Raw genomic sequence first — 18695 nt, 5'->3', positions numbered from 1 at the left:
GATGTCATCAGTCCAAACGTCGGCGGGGGTCGAGACCGGCCTGACGGCTCTGGCTGTCAGCCTGCGCGGCGTGACGAAGGCCTATGACAACGGCCTGATGGCGCTCGGCCCGCTCGATCTTGCGGTGCGCAAGGGCGAGTTCATCTCGCTGCTGGGGCCGTCAGGTTGCGGCAAGTCGACGGCGCTGCGGCTGATCGCCGAACTCAGCGCGCCGTCGTCAGGAATCGTCCGGCTGGCGCGTCGTGAGGGCACACCGCAGCCAGGTCATGTTCACCCAGGTCATGGCATCGGCTTCGTGTTTCAGGAACCGACCCTGATGCCCTGGACCAGCGTGCGCGAGAATGTGCGGTTGCCGCTGAAGCTCTCAGGCGTTCCGAAGGCGGAATCGCGCGCGCGCGCCGATGAGGCGCTCGCAAGCGTCGGGCTTGCCGATTTTGCCGACGCCTTTCCGCGCGAGCTCTCCGGCGGCATGAAGATGCGGGTGTCGCTGGCGCGCGCGCTCGTCACAGACCCTGATATCCTCCTGATGGATGAGCCGTTCGCGGCGCTCGACGAAATCACGCGCTTCCGCCTCAACGACGATTTGCTCGCGCTGTGGCGCAGGCTCGGCAAGACCGTCATCTTCGTCACGCATTCGGTGTTCGAATCCGTCTATCTGTCGCAGCGCGTGGTGGTCATGACCGCGCGGCCGGGCCGCATCCAGGCCGACTTCCGCGTCGAGACGGTCGAGCCGCGTGGCGAGGAGTTTCGCACTTCAGTCGCCTATTCCGATTATTGCCGGAAAGTGTCGGCGGCGCTGGCGCCGTCCTATGCAGGGCAGTCGACGCTATGAACGCGCAAGCTTCCGTCACTGCGAAGCCGTCCGGCGCGCAACGTGCGGTGCGCTTCGCGCTACCGGTCATCGTGTTCGCGGCGGGACTGCTCGCCTGGGAGCTCGTGGTCCGGATCAAGGACATCCCGCCTTACGTGCTGCCGGCGCCCTCGGTCATATTCGCGACACTGATCAAGGATTGGGCGGTGCTGTCGCAATCGCTTGCCGCGACGCTGCTGACCACGCTTGAAGGTTTTGTCGCGGCCAGCGTCGGCGGCATCGCGCTGGCGCTGCTGTTCAACCAGTCCAAATGGGTGGAAGCATCGCTATTCCCCTATGCCGTGGTGCTTCAGGTCACGCCGGTCATCGCGATCGCGCCGCTGCTGCTGATCTATCTGGAGCAGCAGACCGCGGTCGTGGTCTGCGCCTTCATCGTCGCCTTCTTCCCGGTGCTGTCCAATACCACGCTCGGGCTCAATTCGGTCGATCGCAACCTCGCGGGCCTGTTCCAGCTCTATGGCGCCTCGCCACAGCAGACCCTGCGCTATCTCAAGCTGCCGGCGGCGCTGCCTTATATTCTCGGCGGCCTGCGCATTGCCGGCGGCCTGTCGCTGATCGGCGCGGTCGTGGCCGAGATCGCGGCGGGAACGGCCGGCGCCGGCTCCGGGCTCGCCTACAGGATCGCAGAATCCGGCTACCGCTTGAACATACCCCGCATGTTCGCAGCGCTGCTGCTGTTGTCGCTGGCCGGGATTGTCATCTATGGGGTGCTGGCGCTAGTTTCCCACCTCGTCTTACGGCGCTGGCACGAGAGCGCGCTTGGAAAGGACAACTGATGACCACCGGTTCGATTTCGTCCGAAAAGATCGACCTTCTGATTTATGGGCCGGTCCGGCCGATCCTCGAGAACGGGTTTTCCGATCATTTCGTCGTGCACAAGGCGGAGACGCGGGGCGATCTCGAGCGGCTGACGCCGGCGATCCGCGAAAAGATCCGCGGCGTGGCGGTGACCTATCACACCGTGCGCGCCGACCGGGATTCGCTGTCGCAATTGCCCAAGATCGAGATGGTGGCGAGCTTCGGCGTCGGCTACGACCACGTCGATGCCAAATACGCCGCCGAGCATAACATCATCGTCACCAATACGCCCGACGTGCTGACCGAGGAGGTCGCCGACGTCGCGATGGGGCTTCTGATCTCCACGGTGCGCGAGTTCATCAAGGCCGACCGTTATGTGCGCTCCGGTCTCTGGCAGACCCAGAACTATCCGCTCAGCGTCGGCTCGCTGCGCGACCGCAAGGTCGGCATCGTCGGCATGGGCCGGATCGGACAGGCGATCGCGCGCCGGCTCGATGCCTCGCTGGTGCCGGTGGTCTATCACACCCGCAACCCGTCCAAGGACGTCTCCTACAAGCACTACCCCGACCTGATCGAGATGGCGAAGGCGGTGGACACGCTGATGGTGATCGTGCCCGGTGGCGCCTCGACCAACAAGATGATCAACGCCGAGGTGCTGAAGGCGCTCGGCCCGCGCGGGGTGCTGGTCAACGTTGCGCGCGGCTCGGTGATCGACGAACCGGCGCTGGTCCAGGCGCTCAAGTCCGGCACCATCCTCGCGGCCGGCCTCGACGTGTTCGCGGCCGAACCGAACGTGCCGGACGAGCTCAAGGCCATGCAGAATGTGGTGCTGCTGCCGCATATCGGCTCGGCCTCGGTGGTGACGCGCAACGCGATGGATCAGCTCGTGGTCGACAATCTCAAGTCCTGGTTCTCAGGCAAGGCGCCGTTGACGCCGGTTGCCGAAACGCCGTTCAAGGGACGCTGATGGGAGTTCTTCGCGTCGTTACATTCGCCGTCGTGGCCTGCTTGGCCGCGATCGGCATCGCGCAGGCGCAGGATACGACGACCCTGAAGAAGGAGATGCCCGGGCAGTGGGAGCTCTCGACCACCGAGCGCAGCAAGACCTGCGTCGTCACGCTCAAGGCCGACGCCGCGGCGCAGGGCTTCAAGCTCGAGCTGGAGCCGGCCTGCAAGGCCGCGCTGCCTTTCACCAAGGACATCGTCGCCTGGAGCGTCAGGGGTCTCGACATCGTCCGCTTGCAGGATGCGAGCGGTGAGGCCGTGATCGACTTCACCGAGGTCGAGGCCGGCATCTTCGAGGGCCTGCGGCAGGGCGAGGGCGTCTACATCCTGCAAGACCTCGCCGCCGCCCGCTCGATGGCGAAGTCGATGGACCAGATGATCGGCGACTGGTCGATCGTGCGCGGCAACGGCCAGCCTGTCTGCGGGCTAACGCTGACCAACACGGAAGCCGGGCCGGACAATTTCCAGGTCTTCCTCAAGCCGAAATGCGATGCGGCCATCGCGCAGTTCAACCCGACGCAATGGCGGCTAGACCGCGGCCAGATCATCCTGCTGTCGAAGGCCGGCGAGGCCTGGCAGTTCGAGGCCGACGACAACGCGCAATGGCGGCGCGTCCCCGATACCGCCGATCCCCTGATCATGCTGCGGCAGTAGCGCCGCGAAACGCAATCTCGTCCTGAGGGCCCCGCCATAGGCGGGCGTCTCGAAGGATGGTGGCAGGCTACGTCGTCGGCTTGGGCGGCGGCGCTGTGCCTTGGGCCCACTTCTCCATCTTGCCGAGCACGCCCCAGGCTGTGAGCGCCAGCGAGATCGGCATCGCGAACTGGCCGAGGCCCGGCACCGCCGACACGAGCGTCCCGAGCAACCCGGCAAGGCCTCCCGCATTGGGGCTCGCCGTCACCGACGACAGCAGCGCCGTGATCAGCGAGCCGCCGATGCCGAGCGCAGTCTTCTTGCCGTCGAGCATCTTGCCGATGGTCTCGCCGAGCGCGCCATTGACCTGGCCGAGGACGGGCTTGCCGTCCCGGTTGAGCAAGGTGCCGAGCAGGTCGACGACCTGCTTCAACTGGTCGACGGGAGCGGGGCTGGTTGGGGTGAGGGTGACTGGTCCTGGCATGGGTGCTGACTTGTTGACGAGGGAAAAGAGCCGTTCGAACAGGCTGATCGGATCATTGGTGGCGGGCAGCGTATTGCCCGATGTCGTCGTTGCCGGCGTCACACCGCCGACCGGCGGCCGCAGCAATTGCGCGAGGTCCTCCAGCCGCTTCATGATCCGGGAGACATCGCCGGTCGGTCCGGTGGGGCCCGACTGCGCCGCGCGCGTGAGGGCGCCGACGGTGGCGCCGTCGAGAAGTCCGGTATCTCTCAGGCCGTTCTGCTGCTGAAACTGCGAGACCGCGGCCCTGGTCTTCGGCCCGCTGATGCCGTCCTCCGCGAGCGGCGGATTGGCGCCGAGCTTGTTGAGCGCCTGCTGCATGAGGACGATCGTCGACGCCGCGTCGTCCTCCGGCTCGGCGCGGCTTGCGAATTGCGGGCTGCCGTCGAGGGTGATCGAGGAATCCAGCGACATCATCGCATGCAGGATCACCGCGGTGCCGAGCTGGGAATCGACGTGGTTCGAATCGAACACATGATCGCGGACGAATTTTCCGGCCCTTGCCTCGGGCGGGCCATACAGCGTCGAACCGCCATAGAGATAGGGCGAGTTGCAGCCCTTGGCGTGATAGCCGAAGCCGTTGAACGCTTCGAGCCGGAACAGAATCCGCGCGATCCCCCAGTCGTGAGCGCCGACAAAATTCTCGATTCTGAAGGCGTCCACGGCGCCGTCCACGAACGTGGCAAACGGACCGCGTCCTTTCGGAACGAGCGTCGTCGCGCGATGGAGCGTTTCCCCGTTGCCGAGATAGGTGTCGAAATCGAAATTGGATTCGCGGTAGTGGCAGAGGGCAGCGAAATACCAGGGCACGCCGGTCAACCGCTCGATCTGCTGATAGGTCGCCTTGCCGTTGATGGCTTTGCGCGCGATCGCGTTCGCGTCGGAGAGGCGCGAAGGCCGGATCTCGAGATTGGCCCAATTACGCTCGTATTCGCTTTTCAGACTCTCGAATGAAATCATTTTCCGCTCCCGCAATGAATGAGTTTTCGCAACTGCGCGTCAGTCGAAATGAACCAGGTGCCGTGATCAGGGCGTGAGGCCAGCGTGATCTCCTGCAAGTCTGGCAGGCCGCCGGGGCGCCGCGTGTGAAGTGGGTTACAACCTCGCCGGGAAAATGAGCGGCAGGACCGGGATCAGGGCGGCGGTCCGCGACGGAACCGGCAGGGCCGCTGCCCGTTAGCGACGCGAGGCAGTCTGGCCAGGGAGTTCAACATGACCACGCGCGTCCTCGCGATCGGCATCGAACCCGGCAACGCGGACTACAGCGCATTCCCGCAGCTCACGCCGGAGCTCGTGCGCAACTATATCGATGCGCAGCTGCTGCGCCTGCGCGATCTCGGTTACGAGGTCACGAGTTGCCTGATCGATCTCGATGCCGCGGCGGAAGCCGCCGTCACGGTAGCGTTGCGCGAGGAGAATTTCGACTGCATCGTGATCGGCGCGGGGCTGCGCGAGCCTCGGGAGCGTCTGCTGCTGTTCGAGAAGGTGCTCAACCTCGTCCACCGCCTGGCGCCCGACGCCGCGATCTGCTTCAACACCACGCCAGCCGACACCGCCGAGGCCGTGCAGCGCTGGGTCGATGCATGAGATGAAGCGGCCGGCCCGTGCTGCGCATGCGCCATGGTCTGAGCCGCCTTCGATCCGAGCCTCCGACGCCATAGCGTGACGCGCCGGGTCCCGAAATGGTGATTTTTCTGGTCCGAATCCGGCTGCGGCGCTATGACTCGTCTGACCACAGGGGAGGGCGAGCATGCTTCGAGGTCTTCGCATTGGAAGTTTCGCTATCGCGGCATGTCTGGCGGTCGTGATCGCGATGCCGGCTCATGAGGCGGCGGCGCAGGACGCCATTGGCGGTGCCATCCTCGGTGGCGTCGGTGGAGCGATCGTGGGTGGCGCCATCGGCGGAGGCCGCGGCGCCGCCATCGGCGCCGTCGTCGGTGCCGGCACGGGCGCTGCGATCGCCTCCGAGGGCGAACGCCGCCGCTCCGGCTATTACGCCTATCAGCGCGGCTGCTACGCGCAGCGCCGGGACGGCTCCTATGTCCCGGTCGATCCGCGATATTGCTACTAGATCAGCCGCATCCCGCGCAAACTCGCATGCCCGCTCTTGCCGACGATGATGTGGTCGTGCACGGCGATGCCGAGCGGTTTTGCGATGTCGATGATCGCCTTGGTCATCTGGATGTCGGCCTGCGAGGGCGAGGGATCGCCTGAGGGGTGGTTGTGCACCAGGATCAGCGCGGTCGCGGACAATTCCAGCGCGCGCTTGATCACCTCTCGCGGATAGACCGGGGTGTGATCGACGGTGCCGGTCTGCTGCACCTCGTCGGCGATGAGCTGGTTGCGCTTGTCGAGGAACAGCAGGCGAAACTGCTCTTTGTCGGCGAACGCCATGCTGGTGCGGCAATAGTCGATCACTTCGTTCCAGGACGACAGCGCGTTGCGGCTGTTGACCCCGCCCTTGGCGACGCGATGCGCCGCCGCCGCGAGCAGCTTGAGCTGGTGGATCGCGGACTCGCCGACACCGTCTACCTCGCGCAGGCGCGCCACCGGCGCGTGCACGACCTCGGCGAACGAGCCAAAAATTTTGATCAGCGACTTCGCCAGCGGCTTGGTGTCACGCCGCGGCAGCGCCGAAAACAGTGCCATCTCCAGCAGCTCGTAGTCGCTGAGCGCGTCCGCACCCGCGCTGTAGAAGCGCTCGCGCAGCCGTTCGCGATGGCCGAGATAGTGCGGCGCTTCTTCGGGCTTGCTCTTGTCGTGGTCGGTCTTGGCGGGCATCGGCCGCCAGCATTGCCGCGGATAACCGTTTTTGCAACCGTCAATTGCGGCGGCAAATCCGTTTCACGCCAGCCGGCGAATGCGAACGTCAGCCGCCGGGATCACCCGATCTGCTTCTCGCCGTGCCGCTCCGACAGCGTGAAAATCTCGACGCCGGTGGCGGTGACGCCTACCGAATGCTCGAACTGCGCCGATAGCGAGCGGTCGCGAGTCACGGCGGTCCAGCCGTCGGAGAGGATCTTCACATGCGGCTTGCCGAGATTGATCATCGGCTCGATTGTGAAGAACATGCCGGGCTTGAGCTGCACGCCCTCGCCGGGCCGGCCGATATGGATGATGTTCGGCTCGTCGTGGAACATGCGCCCGAGGCCATGGCCGCAGAAATCGCGCACCACGCTCATGGCTTGCGGCTCGACGAAACTCTGGATGGCGTGGCCGATGTCGCCGGTGGTGGCGCCGGGCTTCACCGCGGCGATGCCGCGCATCATGGCCTCATAGGTCACCTCGATCAGCCGCTCCGCCTTGCGTGCGATCGGGCCGACTGCATACATCCGGCTGGAATCACCGTACCAGCCGTCGACGATGAAGGTGACGTCGATGTTGACGATGTCGCCCTCTTTCAGCGGACGGTCGCCGGGCATGCCGTGGCAGACCACGTGGTTGAGCGAGGTGCAGGTTGAATAGCGGTAGCCGCGATACATCAGCGTCGCCGGATAGGCATTGTTGCTGAACGCGAAGTCGCGGACGAACTGGTCGATGCGGTCGGTCGGAACGCCGGGCCCGACGATGTCGGTGAGCTCGTCGAGGCACTTCGCCACCAGCGCTCCCGCCTTGCGCATGCCGGCAAAGGCGCTTGGTCCATGCAGCTTGATCTGCCCGGTCTTGCGGAGCGAGGTATCGGTAGCTTCGACGTAGCTCATGCGGGCGCAATCTTCTGGGGTGGGCTCGATATCGGCGGAAAGGCTTGATTTCGCGCCCAATTTAATGATTGCGCGCCTTCATGCAAGTCAGGCCTGCCCTGCCTTGCGCCTGAAAGCGGGCCTAATTCGGGACTTCCATGATGGTTTCCACCGGCAGGGCGCCGCCGCGGACGCGGATTTCGCGAACCGGGTAGGGAACCCGGATGCCTTCGCGCTTGAAGGCGTCCCACAGCGCCAGCATCACGTCGCTCTTGACGTTGTCCATGCCGTCGGGGTCGGCAATCCAGAAGGTGAGCGAGAACTTCATCCCGGCTTCGGCGAACTCGGTCAGGATGGAATTCGGCGGCTTGCCCTTCTGCGCGCGCGGGTGAGCGGCCGCGGTCTCGGCGGCGAGCTTGCAGACCAGCCGCGGGTCGGCGTCGTAATTGGTGCCGAAGGCGATCTTCACCAGCGTGTTCTTGTCGGTGTAGGTCCAGTTGACGACCTTCTGCGTCACCAGATCCTCGTTCGGCACCAGGAATTCGCGGCCATCGCCGGCGGCGACGGAAATATAGCGCGTCTTCATCGCGCTGATCCGCCCGGTGTTGTCGCCGATGGTGACGAGATCACCGGGCTTCACCGATTTGTCGGCGAGCAGGATGATCCCCGAGATGAAATTGGCGACGATCTTCTGCAGGCCGATACCGATGCCAACGCCGACCGCGCCGGAGAACACCGCGAGCGCCGAGAGATCGATGCCGACCGTGCCGAGCGCGATCACGATCGCGACCGCAAGCAGGCCGATGCGGATGATCTTGACCAGCAGCACCTGCACCGATGGCGTCAGATCTGTGGTCGAGTTGATCCGGCTCTCGGCGAAATTGCTGGCGATGTTGGTGAGCCAGAGCGCGATGAGCAGCAGCGCACCCGCCTTGATCACGAGCAACGGCGTCAGCCGCAGGCCGCCGAGCACGATGGCGAAAGAGTCGAGCAGGTCGACCGTCGCATCGAGCTGGCCGAGGATCGAGAGCGCCGCGACGAACCAGGCCGTGATCGACACCAGCTTGACGATGAAGGCGTTGCGCAGCACCGAGGTCAAGAGCCGGATCGCGAGCCAGGCCAGCCCCAGCTTGGCGGCGACCATCAGGAGATAGCTGCGGCTCGGCCAGGTCGCGTGGTACATGACCACGCGGGAGACGATCACGAGCAGGGTGAAAACCGCCGTCGAGGCGCTGGAGACCATCACCCGGACGAAGTGCCGGAGCGGCAGCGGCCAGCGCATCGCCAGCGAGGTCATGTCGACGCGGCTGCGAACGGCGGCTTCCGCGGCATAGGCGATGCCGGCCGCGGCCAGAATGAGCCCGAATTGCAGGTAGAACCAGGGCGAGGAGATTTCCGCCCCGACGCTGCGCGCGGTGGTCTGCACGAACTCCATGAAGTCTTTGAGGTCCATGTCTATCGGTCTCGTCGGGGAGCGGGCGGGAGGCGTTGATTCGAGCGCGCCGGAGAATCCCACAAAGGGCGCGGCCGGACCACCGATACACCGCCAAGTGAAGTGCGTTAAGGCCGCAAAATGCGGGCAGATTGCCGCGAGCGGGAGAAAATGGGTTGGCGTGGGAGTCCGCCGACGATAAGGATGCAATTCCAGCGATTTCGTACCCGGAAGGTGGATGGCTTCCCTCGACAGTGTCAGCCTCGCCATATTGCTCGGTGCCGTCCTGGTGTTGGCCGGGATCCTGTCAAGCCTGCTTGCGCTGCGCTTCGGCGCGCCCCTTCTGCTCGTCTTCCTCGCGATCGGCATGCTCGCGGGCGATTCCGGTCCCGGACAGCTGCAGTTCGACGACGTCCGAACCACCTATCTGGTCGGCTCGGTCGCGCTCGCCCTGATTCTGTTCGACGGCGGCTTGCGGACCCGCTTTGCCAGCATCCGCACCGTGCTCGCGCCTTCCATGGTGCTCGCGACCGTCGGCGTGCTGCTGACCTCGCTGATCACGGCGCCGTTCGCGAAATATGCGCTCGACCTCAACTGGACGGAGTCGCTGCTGGTCGGCGCCGTGGTGGCCTCGACTGACGCGGCCGCAGTGTTCCTGCTGGTGCATACCCAGGGCCTGCGCCTGCGCCCGCGCGTCGGCGCGACGCTGGAGGTGGAATCCGGCACCAACGATCCCTTCGCGATCTTCCTGACCCTGATGCTGGTCGAGTACATCTCGCTGGGAACAGGCACGGCCGCGCATGTGCTGATGGAGTTCGCCCAGGAGGCCGTGCTGGGCGCCGTCGTCGGGGTGATCGGCGGGCGTCTGGTCGTCATCGCGCTCAACAAGGTCGCGCTGCCGCAGGGCCTCCATGCGCCGTTTGTCACCACCGCCGCGCTCGTCATCTTCGGCGGCTCGCAGATCATGCATGCCTCAGGCTTCCTCGCGGTCTATCTCGCCGGGATCATCATCGGCAACCGCCCGACCCGCGCGCATAATTCGGTGGTGGCCTTCCTGGACGCCGCGACCTGGCTGGCGCAGATCGTGATGTTCGTCCTGCTCGGCCTGCTGGTCTCGCCGAGCCGGCTCGGCGGCAGCGTGCTGCCGGCGGTCGGGATCGCATTCGTCCTGATGCTGCTGGCGCGGCCGATCGCCGTGTTCGTCTGCCTGGCGCCGTTCCGCTTCAACTGGCGCGAAAAGATCTTCATCGCCTGGACCGGCCTGCGCGGCGCGGTCGCGATCTTCCTGGCCTCGATCCCGATGCTGGTCGGGCTGTCGAAGGCCTATCTCTATTTCGACGTCGCCTTCGTCGTCGTCATCATCTCGCTCCTCCTGCAAGGCTGGACCCTGGGGCCGGCCGCGCGCAAGCTGCACGTGGCGCTGCCGCGCGCCGAACGCGGCCCGCGCCGTGTCGAATTGGACTTGCCCGGCCAGCTCGAGCAGCAGCTCGTCGGCTATCCGGTGCGGTCCAAGAGCCTGTATTTTCGCCGCGGCCTGATCCCGTCCTGGTCGAAGCCGACGCTGGTGATCCGCAAGGAGAACATTTTGACGCCGGCGGAAGCCGAGCCGATCGCGCCCGGCGATTACATCTATCTGCTGGCGCCGCCGGAAAAGGCCGAATCGCTTGACCGCTTCTTCGTCGACATGCAGCCGAGCTCAGCGCCGGACCCGCATCTGCTGGGCGACTTCATGGTCTCCGGCGAGCACACGCTCGCCGAGCTCGCGGAGATCTACGGCGTGGAGGTCGGCGAGGACGAGCGCGGGCACACGCTCGCTGATTATTTCGACGTCCATCTCGACCGCGCGCCGAAAGAGGGCGCGGAGCTCGTGCTGGATCCGATCGTGCTCGTGGCGCGCTCCATCTCCGGTGGCCGAGTCAACGTCGTCGGCCTGCGCCTGCCGGAAGACGAGGAAACGCCCGCGCCGCTGACGCGCAGGCAGGTCCTGCGGCGCAAGCTGGCGGATCTGTGGAGCTCGGTGGCTGGGGTTTAACGCCACATCCGCGTTGGCGGTCATTGATGAAGCGCACGTCTGCTTCTTCGTCGTCCTGGCCTAGTGCGCAATTGCGCACAGGCGCCAGGACCCATACCCACCGTCAGCTGTTTTGCGAAGGCTGGTGGTGACGATCTGGCCCACCCACTCTCCTCTCTGGGGTAATGGGTCCTGGCTTTCGCCGGACGACGGCGGAGAGCGATGGCGACAACGCTGGAACCGCCCCCAAATCGCCGCAACCGCCGAAGATTTGCGCGTCTTCGTGACCGCTGCTCCCGGAACGCTCCGCGATGCCGCTCGTTCTTAGCGGCGTAAACGCATCCGACAGGAGTAATCCATGCGAAAGCTCATCTTGCCGGCCATCGTCGCGATCGGGCTCGGATCGGCCGCGCCCGCGATGGCCTATGACACCGGCGATCAGATCTCGATGCAGGTCGCGCTCGACGTCGCCACCGACATCGGCGTCATGACCGTCTCGCACACCGAGTTCCTCGGCGACGAATGGCAGATCGAAGGCCGTGATCGCGCCGGCCGCTGGATGGAGGTCGATGTGGACGCGCGAACGGGTGAGGTGCGCAACGTCGATCGCGGCTGGTAGTGGCGGGTCTCGGTAGCGGTGTCGGCGAGGATCACTCGGCCGGCACCGCCACCATCCAATGCCGTGCGATCGCCGCTCGCGGTACGATCCATTACCCCGGGGAGTAGTTTTGCGAACACCGGCAGTTACGTTTTCTTCGCTGGTACGCACACCACCTGCCGCTGATAGATCACGCGGTATGGGTCCTGGCTTTCGCCAGGACGACGGCGGAGGGTGGGCCGGCGGCTTGCCTCATCCGTTGCCTGCTCAACGGACCCCTCACGTCAGCACCTTCACCCCGCCGAACGACGTCACGCGGCCCTGCTTCAGCATCACGATCTGCGTCGCGAGCTGGCGCAGCTCGGCGACGTCGTGGCTGACATAGACCATGGGGACGTTGGCCTCATCGCGCAGCCGCACCAGATAGGGCAGGATCTCCAGCTTGCGGCCCTCGTCGAGCGCGCCGAGCGGCTCGTCGAGCAGCAGCAGGCGCGGCCGCGACAGCAGCGCGCGACCGAGCGCGACGCGCTGGCGCTCGCCGCCGGAGAGCTTTCCGGGGCGGCGACCCTGCAGCGCGCCGATGTCGAGCAGCTCGATGACGCGCTTGTGCTGCGCCGGATCGGGCGCGAGGCGGTTCATCCGCCTGCCATAGTCGAGATTTTGCGCGACGTTGAGATGCGGAAACAGCCGCGCATCCTGGAACACATAGCCGATGCGGCGGCGCCAGGTCGGCACATGAATGCCGGCCGCGCTGTCGTCGACCGTCTCGCCGTCGATCACGATGGTGCCGCGGTCGGGCCGCAGCAGCCCCGCGATCATGTTGACCAGCGAGGTCTTGCCGGCGCCCGACGCTCCGAACAGTCCGATGACGCGGCCTTCGCTCGCGAAGGACGCGGACAGCGAGAACTCGCCGAGCTGCTTTTCGATGTCGACGCGCAGCATGGTCAATTCCCGTGCAGGCGCGCGGTGGCGCGGCGGGCGAACCATTCGGCCGCGATCAGCGCGCCGAGCGCCAGCACGATCGAGACGATCACGAGCCGTCCCGCGGCGGCGTCGCCGTCCGGGATCTGGATCAGCGAATAGATCGCGGACGAAATCGTCTGGGTCTCTCCGGGAATGTTGGAGACGAAGGTGATGGTCGCGCCGAACTCGCCGATCGCCTTGGCAAAGCCAAGCACCATGCCGGCGAGCACGCCGGGCAGCGCCAAGGGCAGCGTCACCGTGAAGAACACTTTGAAAGGAGTGGCGCCGAGGGTCTCGGAGGCCTGCTCGAGCCGGCGGTCGATCGCCTCGATCGACAACCGCATCGGGCGCACCAGCAGCGGAAACGCCATCAGGCCGCAGGCAAGCGCGGCACCGGTCCAGCGGAAGGCGAATACGATGCCGAGATGGTCCGCCAGGAAAGCGCCGACGAGTCCGCGGCGGCCGAAAGTGAGCAGCAGCAGATAACCCGTGACGACCGGCGGCAGCACCAGCGGCAGATGCACCAGCGCATCGAGCACCGACTTGCCCCAGAAATCACGCCGCGCGAGCAGCCATGCCAGCGCAATGCCGAACGGCGTTGCCACCAGCGTCGCGATCACGGCAACCCTGAGCGAGAGCAGGATCGCCGTCCATTCGGCGGGAGAGATGTCGAGCATCAAAATCGCGGAAGCTAGGTGGCAGAGGTTAAGTTGTCGGGCTGATCAGGAACTTGAAACCGTATTTTTCGAGAATGGTCTTGGCGGCGGTCGAGCGCAGGAAGGCGAGATAGTCGCTGGTCTCGCCCTTTGCCGTCGTCGTCGCAGCGACGGGATAGATGATCGCGGGATGCGAATCCGCCGGGAAGGTGCCGACGATCTTCACGCCGGGCTCGACCTTGGCATCGGTGGAATAGACGATGCCCAGGTTGGCCTCGCCGCGCGCGACCAGCGTCAGCGCGGCACGCACGCTCTCGGCCATCGCGAATTTCGGCTCCGCCGCCTGCCAGGCGCCCAGGCTCGTCAGCGCCGCCTTGGCATATTTCCCAACCGGCACGGACTTGACGTCGCCGGTCGCGATCCTGCCGTCGCCGGCGAGTTTTGCGAGGTCGAACCCCTGCCCGATGGGGACGTTGTCGAGGCTGGAATCCTTCGGCGCAATCAGCACGATGCTGTTGCCGAGCAGATTGACCCGGGTCGGCTCGTTGATAGTCTTCTTGGAGATCGCGTAATCCATCCAGTCGGTGTCGGCGGAGACGAATACATCGGCCGGCGCGCCCTGCTCGATCTGCCTGGCGAGCACGGAGCTTGCGGCATAGCTGACGCTGAACTTGACGCCGGTCCTGGCGGTGTAGGCCGCGTCGACCTCATCGAGCGCGTTCTTCATCGAGGCTGCCGCGAACACGGTGATGGTCTTGTCCTCGGCGGCGACAGGCGAAAGGCTCGCGACCAGAACGAACAAGGCCGAAAAAATCACGGAAAGGCGGAACATCGGAAGCGCTCCATGCGCGCGCTCAGGGCACGCAAGGCGGCGCGCGCAAGACGGCGTTGGTTGAATGAGGCTGCGACCGGCGGAAGCGCTGTTCCGGCAAGCCCGACGGACTTACGGTCCGGCAAGCGATCGCTGGGTCATCATAACAGGGTGGCGGAACAGGTCAAAGGCGACGGTTCGCATAGCGCCAACCAGGAATTCGTCATCCTGGCGGAGAGTTTTACGGCTTCGCATTGCCCGCGTGCAGCACGGCCTTGCACGCCGCCGGCATCTGCGCCAGCGTCATCGGCGGTTTCGGCTTCGGCGGCTCCGGCGGGGGTTTGGGGTGCAGCACGCCGTCGCTGAACCAATAGGCGAGATCGGAGGGCTTGCAGCCTTCGTCCTCGGATTGCGACGGCTGGCCCTCGCAGTCGCTCGCGCCCGCCGGGCAGTGCATGCGGATGTGGAAGTGATAGTCGTGGCCCCACCACGGCCGGATCTTCGACAGCCAGGAACGGTCGCCCTTGGCCTCGCGGCACAGCGCCTTCTTGATCGCGGCATTGACGAAGATGCGCTGCACCGCCGGCTCCTGTGCCGCGTCGCGCAGCACCAGCACATGGCCCGGCGTGAACACCTTCGGATCGATGTCGAGCCGGTCCGGGCGCACCATCATCACCGCCGACATGTCCTCGCGCTCCTCGCGCGAGAGCCGATGGTCGGGCATCGGCGTCAGCCAGATGTCGGCATCGAGGCCGATCTGGTGGCTGGCATGGCCGGACAGCGCCGGCCCGCCGCGCGGCTGGGCGATGTCGCCGACCAGGATGCCCGGCCATCCCGCGTCCTTGTGCGCTCTTGCCGCAAGCCGCTTGATCAGCGCGATCATCGCGGGGTGACCATAGCTGCGGTTGCGCGACAGCCGCATCACCTGCCAATTGTCGCCGTTGAGCGGCATCTGCTCGGCGCCGCCGATGCAGCCCTTCACATAGGAGCCGATGACGTGCGCCGGTCCCTTCGACGGCAGCAGCTTGCGCGCGAACAGCTCCTTGGCGCCGATACTGGGATCGTTCGGATTGGCGAGCGGCGGCAGCGGTTTTGGGTTGACGCTGCCCTTGTCCTGGGCCAGCGCGTCGCCGGCGGCCAGGAGCGTCATGACGAGCAGGAGAGGGGCGAGGTGGCGGGGACTCATGTTGACATTCTTATAGCCCAACACCGCGCCAGGGTTAAGAAACAGTCCTTCCGCTGAAATTTCGTTCAAACGTCGCAGTTCCGCGGCGTCGGCCGGCCGTTTTTAACGACGCGATAACCCTCTCATGCACTGACCAAAATTCGTGCGCGGCACGCGTGCTCACTCCCTTCTGCATGCAATCGCGCGCGATCCCGGAAATGATTCAAGGCGGCGCGCAATTTTGCGCCATCTCGTTCTCCGATGACGACAATGCGATGCGCTTGGAGCGCCCATCGGCACGGCCGCGCCTTGCAAACGGGCAATGAGGGCTGTTTTGTCGAGACTGCCAGACCGTGCGTCCCATCGCCATGCCACCCAGGATTACCTTTTTTTCAGACACTTGCCCCAAGAGTTGCGGGGCTGGGTGCGACTGGGACGAGTGAAGTTGAGTTTGGGGTTTCGAAAGCCGAAAAAGCGAATGGGCAGCGTGCTCGGCGGCCTGCACCCGCGCGCGCCCCCCTCATCTTCCGTCCGAACGCGACGAAGTTCTGCGCAGCCGTGCCGAGGCTGAGGCCGCGATCGCGGAAGCGCGCAAATCCCATGAGCGCCTGCGCCAGGCCATCGAGATCCTGCCGCAAGGCATCGTGTTTCTCGACGCCGAGGGCCGCTACGTCCTCTGGAACAAGCAATACGCGGAAATCTACAGCAAGACCGCCGATCTGTTCGAGGAAGGCGCGCGCCTCGAGGACACGCTGCGCATCGGCGTCGCCCGGGGCGACTATCCAGAGGCTGCCGGCCACGAGGAAGAATGGATCGCCGAACGGCTGCAAAAGCTCTATCAGCCCGGCACGCGCCACGAGCAGAAGCTGGCGGACGGCCGCGTCATCCTGATCGACGAGCGGCTGACCGAGGACGGCGGCGTCGTCGGCCTGCGCGTCGACATCACCGAGTTGAAGCAGCGCGAGGCCTCGTTCCGCCTGCTGTTCGACGGCAATCCCGTCCCCATGATCGTTTGCGCACTCGACGACGAGCGCATCCTCGGCGTCAACGATGCCGCGATCGCCCATTACGGCTACAGCCGCGCCGAGTTCGAGCGGCTCACGATCCGTTCCCTTCAGGCTTTCGACAGTGAGCCGCCCTGGACCGCCGATGCGGCCGGCGAGGAGCAGGCCGGACGCACCTGGAAGCACGTCAGGGCCGACGGCGCCCTGATCGACCTTGCGATCTATTCGCGCGAACTGATCTATGCCGAGCGGCCCGCGGTGCTGCTCGCGCTGATGGACATCACCGAGCGCAAGCGCGCCGAGGCGCGGCTCGCCTTCATGGCCCAGCTGACGGGCTGACCGGTCTGCCAAGCCGCAATCTGCTGCGCCAGCAGGTCGACGAGATGCTGCTGCATACGAGGCGCAGCACCGACAAGGTCGCCCTGCTGATGCTGGGGCTCGACAATTTCAAGGCGGTCAACGACACGCTGGGACACGCGGTCGGCGACAAGCTGCTGCGTGGCGTCGCCAAGCGGCTGCGTTCGACCTTGCGCGAGAACGACGCGCTGGCGCGGCTGAACTCGGACGAGTTCGCCATCGTGCAGAGCGGCCTGACGCGTCCCGAGGATGCGGTGCTGCTGGCCAAGCGCCTGCTCGAAGCCATCGCCGATCCCTATCTGCTCGACGGCCATTCCGTGGTGGTCGGTGCCTCCATCGGCATCGCGATGGCGCCGGGCGACGGCGACGATTCCGAAAAGCTGCTCAAGAGCGCCGACATGGCGCTGTCGCGCGCCAAGCTGGATGCGCGCGGATCGTTCGCGTTCTTCGAGGCGGCGCTCGATGCGAAAGCGCAGACCCGCCGCAAGATCGAGGTCGAGCTGCGCGACGCCATTCAGAACGACGTGCTGCGGCCGTACTATCAGCCGCTGATCGACCTCCAGAGCGGCCGCATCACCGGCTTCGAGGCGCTGGTGCGCTGGCCGCATGCCGAGCGCGGCATGGTCTCGCCGGCCGAGTTCATTCCGGTCGCGGAAGAAACCGGGCTGATCAATCCGCTCGGCGGCCTGATGCTGCGCCGGGCCTGTCACGATGCCGCGACCTGGCCGGACGACGTCCGCGTCGCCGTCAACCTGTCGCCGCTCCAGTTCCGCAGCGGCAATCTGCTTTCGGTGGTGACGGATGCGCTGAAGCATTCCGGCCTGCCGCCGCGGCGGCTCGAACTCGAGATCACGGAGACGCTGCTGCTGGAGAAAAGCGCCCAGGTGCTGGCGACGCTGCACGCGCTGCGCGCGCTCGGCGTGCGCATCTCAATGGACGATTTCGGCACCGGCTATTCCAGCCTGAGCTATCTGCGCAGCTTCCCGTTCGACAAGATCAAGATCGACCAGTCCTTCGTGCGCGATCTCGGCGCCAATCGCGAGGCACAGGCGATCATTCGCTCGATCGTCAGCCTCGGCAAAGGCCTCGGCGTCACCATCACCGCCGAAGGCGTCGAGACCGAAGCCGAGCTGAGCTGCCTCCGCACTGAGGGCTGCGACGAAGGCCAGGGCTTTCTGTTCAGCAAGGCCCGGCCGAATGCGCAGATCATCAGCCTGCTCGCCGCGCAGCGCGGCATCGACGGCGTAGGCGAGGACGCCGCGCTGGTGGCCTAGGGTTAAGGTGCTGACCTGTTGTCTTGCGTCTCGAGATGCACAAACCCGGAAATTCAGTGGCCGACAAGTGTTACGGCCTCGGCAGGAGCGGTTTCATGGGACCGCACGAATACAAAACGGGATGCCACGGGGATCTGTGCGTCGGCGCTGCCATCCTGGCCGATGAGGATAAGTCCCGCGCCGCCATTGGCTACATTCAAGATGACGGGGGCGCCCTGCCAGGTCCTGATTGGCTCCATTCCGATGATGAGAAACTCACCGATCGGCTGGTCGAAATATTGAAGCCTCAGTTGTGGTCCGACTTCTGCAGCCGCCAGGCCGAAACCCAATTGTTTGGCGCGCGCGTAGATGTCTGCCAGCAACGCAGTGTCGGTCCGAAAGCCCAGTTCGGCTGCCGACACCGTGAAAAGCTCTACGCTCGTTGTCGTGGCGCTCACGGTAAACGTCGGCCGCGCGAGAATTTCGCCGGCCGAGTTTCCGATGCCACAACCTGCCGCATCCAAAGCGTTACTGAGGGCGAAGAAGTTTGCAAACGTCCCGATCCTGATCGTCTTCCACGCAGGGACATCGACGGCGGATTTGATTGGGATTTGCGGCCCAGACGGCGCTTGCTTGAGCTTCAGGTGATTCCGCAGGACGTCTCGCGCCGAGCATTGAGCCACGGCCTCGCTCGCAAACAGGAAAGTGCATGCGATGCAGAGGATGGCGATAATGAGAATGCCACCATGGTGCCATCCCGGCGAACGCCCCTGAATGGCATGGCAACTGACTTTCCTGCCAGCTGTTCGGCCCATAACGGACCTCTCTTGTGCAAATCCAGCGCGCTAAGAAGAATTCGGAATCATCACTTCCATGTGGTCGGCGCGGTTACAGCGGAAAAGCTGTCGTTCCTGTAGCTATGGAAATTAGTCGGA

At 65.3% G+C, this 18695-nt stretch carries 17 protein-coding genes and 1 pseudogene; 9 read left to right on the top strand and 9 right to left on the bottom strand.

What is annotated here, in order from left to right; genetic code table 11:
* The first annotated feature begins 1 nt into the window (after nt 1).
* The 4 genes from RX329_RS40265 to RX329_RS40250 are packed head-to-tail and all read left to right on the top strand — an operon-like array spanning nt 2 to nt 3328.
* Nucleotides 2-832 carry an ABC transporter ATP-binding protein gene (locus RX329_RS40265; protein ID WP_085358545.1) on the top strand — a complete coding sequence of 277 codons (831 nt, stop codon included), beginning with the start codon at nt 2-4 and terminating at the stop codon, nt 830-832.
* A complete protein-coding gene (locus RX329_RS40260; protein WP_018460086.1) occupies nt 829-1647 on the top strand; it encodes an ABC transporter permease in 819 nt (272 codons plus the stop codon). The genes RX329_RS40265 and RX329_RS40260 overlap by 4 nt, the downstream gene beginning before the upstream one ends.
* Nucleotides 1647-2636, top strand: coding sequence for a 2-hydroxyacid dehydrogenase (locus tag RX329_RS40255; protein ID WP_018460085.1), 990 nt, complete (start codon nt 1647-1649; stop codon nt 2634-2636). Before RX329_RS40260 ends, RX329_RS40255 begins: the two co-directional genes overlap by 1 nt.
* Nucleotides 2636-3328, top strand: a complete 693-nt coding sequence (locus RX329_RS40250) for an AprI/Inh family metalloprotease inhibitor (protein WP_026233941.1) — start codon at nt 2636-2638, stop codon at nt 3326-3328. The genes RX329_RS40255 and RX329_RS40250 overlap by 1 nt, the downstream gene beginning before the upstream one ends.
* Before the next feature lie 67 nt (nt 3329-3395).
* Here RX329_RS40250 and RX329_RS40245 read toward each other — a convergent pair whose 3' ends face one another.
* Nucleotides 3396-4790: a peptidoglycan-binding protein gene (locus tag RX329_RS40245; RefSeq protein WP_018460083.1), complete on the bottom strand. Its 1395-nt coding sequence runs from the start codon at nt 4788-4790 to the stop codon at nt 3396-3398.
* A 252-nt stretch (nt 4791-5042) separates the two neighbouring features.
* Between RX329_RS40245 and RX329_RS40240 the strand changes: the two genes are divergently transcribed.
* Both RX329_RS40240 and RX329_RS40235 read left to right on the top strand, forming a co-directional pair.
* Complete coding sequence (locus tag RX329_RS40240) at nt 5043-5417, top strand: hypothetical protein (RefSeq protein WP_018460081.1); 375 nt, start codon at nt 5043-5045, stop codon at nt 5415-5417.
* 163 nt (nt 5418-5580) lie between these two features.
* Nucleotides 5581-5901, top strand: a complete 321-nt coding sequence (locus RX329_RS40235) for a glycine zipper domain-containing protein (RefSeq protein ID WP_026233940.1) — start codon at nt 5581-5583, stop codon at nt 5899-5901.
* Here RX329_RS40235 and radC read toward each other — a convergent pair.
* The 3 genes from radC to RX329_RS40220 all read right to left on the bottom strand — a co-directional run bounded on the left by radC (nt 5898) and on the right by RX329_RS40220 (nt 8969).
* Nucleotides 5898-6611, bottom strand: a complete 714-nt coding sequence (gene radC, locus RX329_RS40230) for a RadC family protein (protein WP_018460079.1) — start codon at nt 6609-6611, stop codon at nt 5898-5900. The genes RX329_RS40235 and radC overlap by 4 nt on opposite strands.
* Before the next feature lie 101 nt (nt 6612-6712).
* The gene (map, locus tag RX329_RS40225; RefSeq protein ID WP_018460078.1) at nt 6713-7531 is read right to left on the bottom strand and encodes a type I methionyl aminopeptidase; all 819 of its coding nucleotides are present in this window, start codon (nt 7529-7531) and stop codon (nt 6713-6715) included.
* Nucleotides 7532-7652: 121 nt separating this feature from the next.
* Nucleotides 7653-8969, bottom strand: a complete 1317-nt coding sequence (locus tag RX329_RS40220; RefSeq protein WP_026233939.1) for a mechanosensitive ion channel family protein — start codon at nt 8967-8969, stop codon at nt 7653-7655.
* A 211-nt stretch (nt 8970-9180) separates the two neighbouring features.
* On the opposite strand from RX329_RS40220, the gene RX329_RS40215 reads away from it, so the two are divergent.
* Nucleotides 9181-10974 (top strand): potassium/proton antiporter, encoded by a 1794-nt coding sequence (locus tag RX329_RS40215; protein ID WP_018460076.1) that lies wholly within the window; start codon nt 9181-9183, stop codon nt 10972-10974.
* A gap of 337 nt (nt 10975-11311) precedes the next feature.
* Entirely contained in the window at nt 11312-11572 is a 261-nt protein-coding gene (locus RX329_RS40210) for a PepSY domain-containing protein (protein ID WP_018460075.1), read from the top strand.
* A gap of 258 nt (nt 11573-11830) precedes the next feature.
* Here the strand turns inward: RX329_RS40210 and modC are convergent, their stop codons facing one another.
* The 4 genes from modC to mepA form a co-directional block, all read right to left on the bottom strand.
* Entirely contained in the window at nt 11831-12493 is a 663-nt protein-coding gene (gene modC / locus RX329_RS40205) for a molybdenum ABC transporter ATP-binding protein (protein WP_085352011.1), read from the bottom strand.
* Nucleotides 12494-12495: 2 nt separating this feature from the next.
* A complete protein-coding gene (modB, locus tag RX329_RS40200) occupies nt 12496-13191 on the bottom strand; it encodes a molybdate ABC transporter permease subunit (RefSeq protein ID WP_085352010.1) in 696 nt (231 codons plus the stop codon).
* Between the two features lie 28 nt (nt 13192-13219).
* Nucleotides 13220-14002, bottom strand: a complete 783-nt coding sequence (modA, locus tag RX329_RS40195; RefSeq protein WP_085358550.1) for a molybdate ABC transporter substrate-binding protein — start codon at nt 14000-14002, stop codon at nt 13220-13222.
* Nucleotides 14003-14222: 220 nt separating this feature from the next.
* Complete coding sequence (gene mepA / locus RX329_RS40190; RefSeq protein WP_085358626.1) at nt 14223-15167, bottom strand: penicillin-insensitive murein endopeptidase; 945 nt, start codon at nt 15165-15167, stop codon at nt 14223-14225.
* Between the two features lie 527 nt (nt 15168-15694).
* Here mepA and RX329_RS40185 point away from each other — a divergent pair.
* Nucleotides 15695-17781: pseudogene (locus tag RX329_RS40185) on the top strand (putative bifunctional diguanylate cyclase/phosphodiesterase).
* Between the two features lie 53 nt (nt 17782-17834).
* On the opposite strand, the gene RX329_RS40180 reads toward RX329_RS40185, so the two are convergent.
* Nucleotides 17835-18575 carry a hypothetical protein gene (locus RX329_RS40180; RefSeq protein ID WP_085358552.1) on the bottom strand — a complete coding sequence of 247 codons (741 nt, stop codon included), beginning with the start codon at nt 18573-18575 and terminating at the stop codon, nt 17835-17837.
* Between the last annotated feature and the right edge of the window lie 120 nt (nt 18576-18695).

The sequence above is a fragment of the Bradyrhizobium sp. BWC-3-1 genome (assembly GCF_032917965.1).
GTDB classification, from domain to species: Bacteria; Pseudomonadota; Alphaproteobacteria; order Rhizobiales; family Xanthobacteraceae; genus Bradyrhizobium; species Bradyrhizobium canariense_D.
This window is presented reverse-complemented; position numbering and strand designations above follow the sequence as displayed.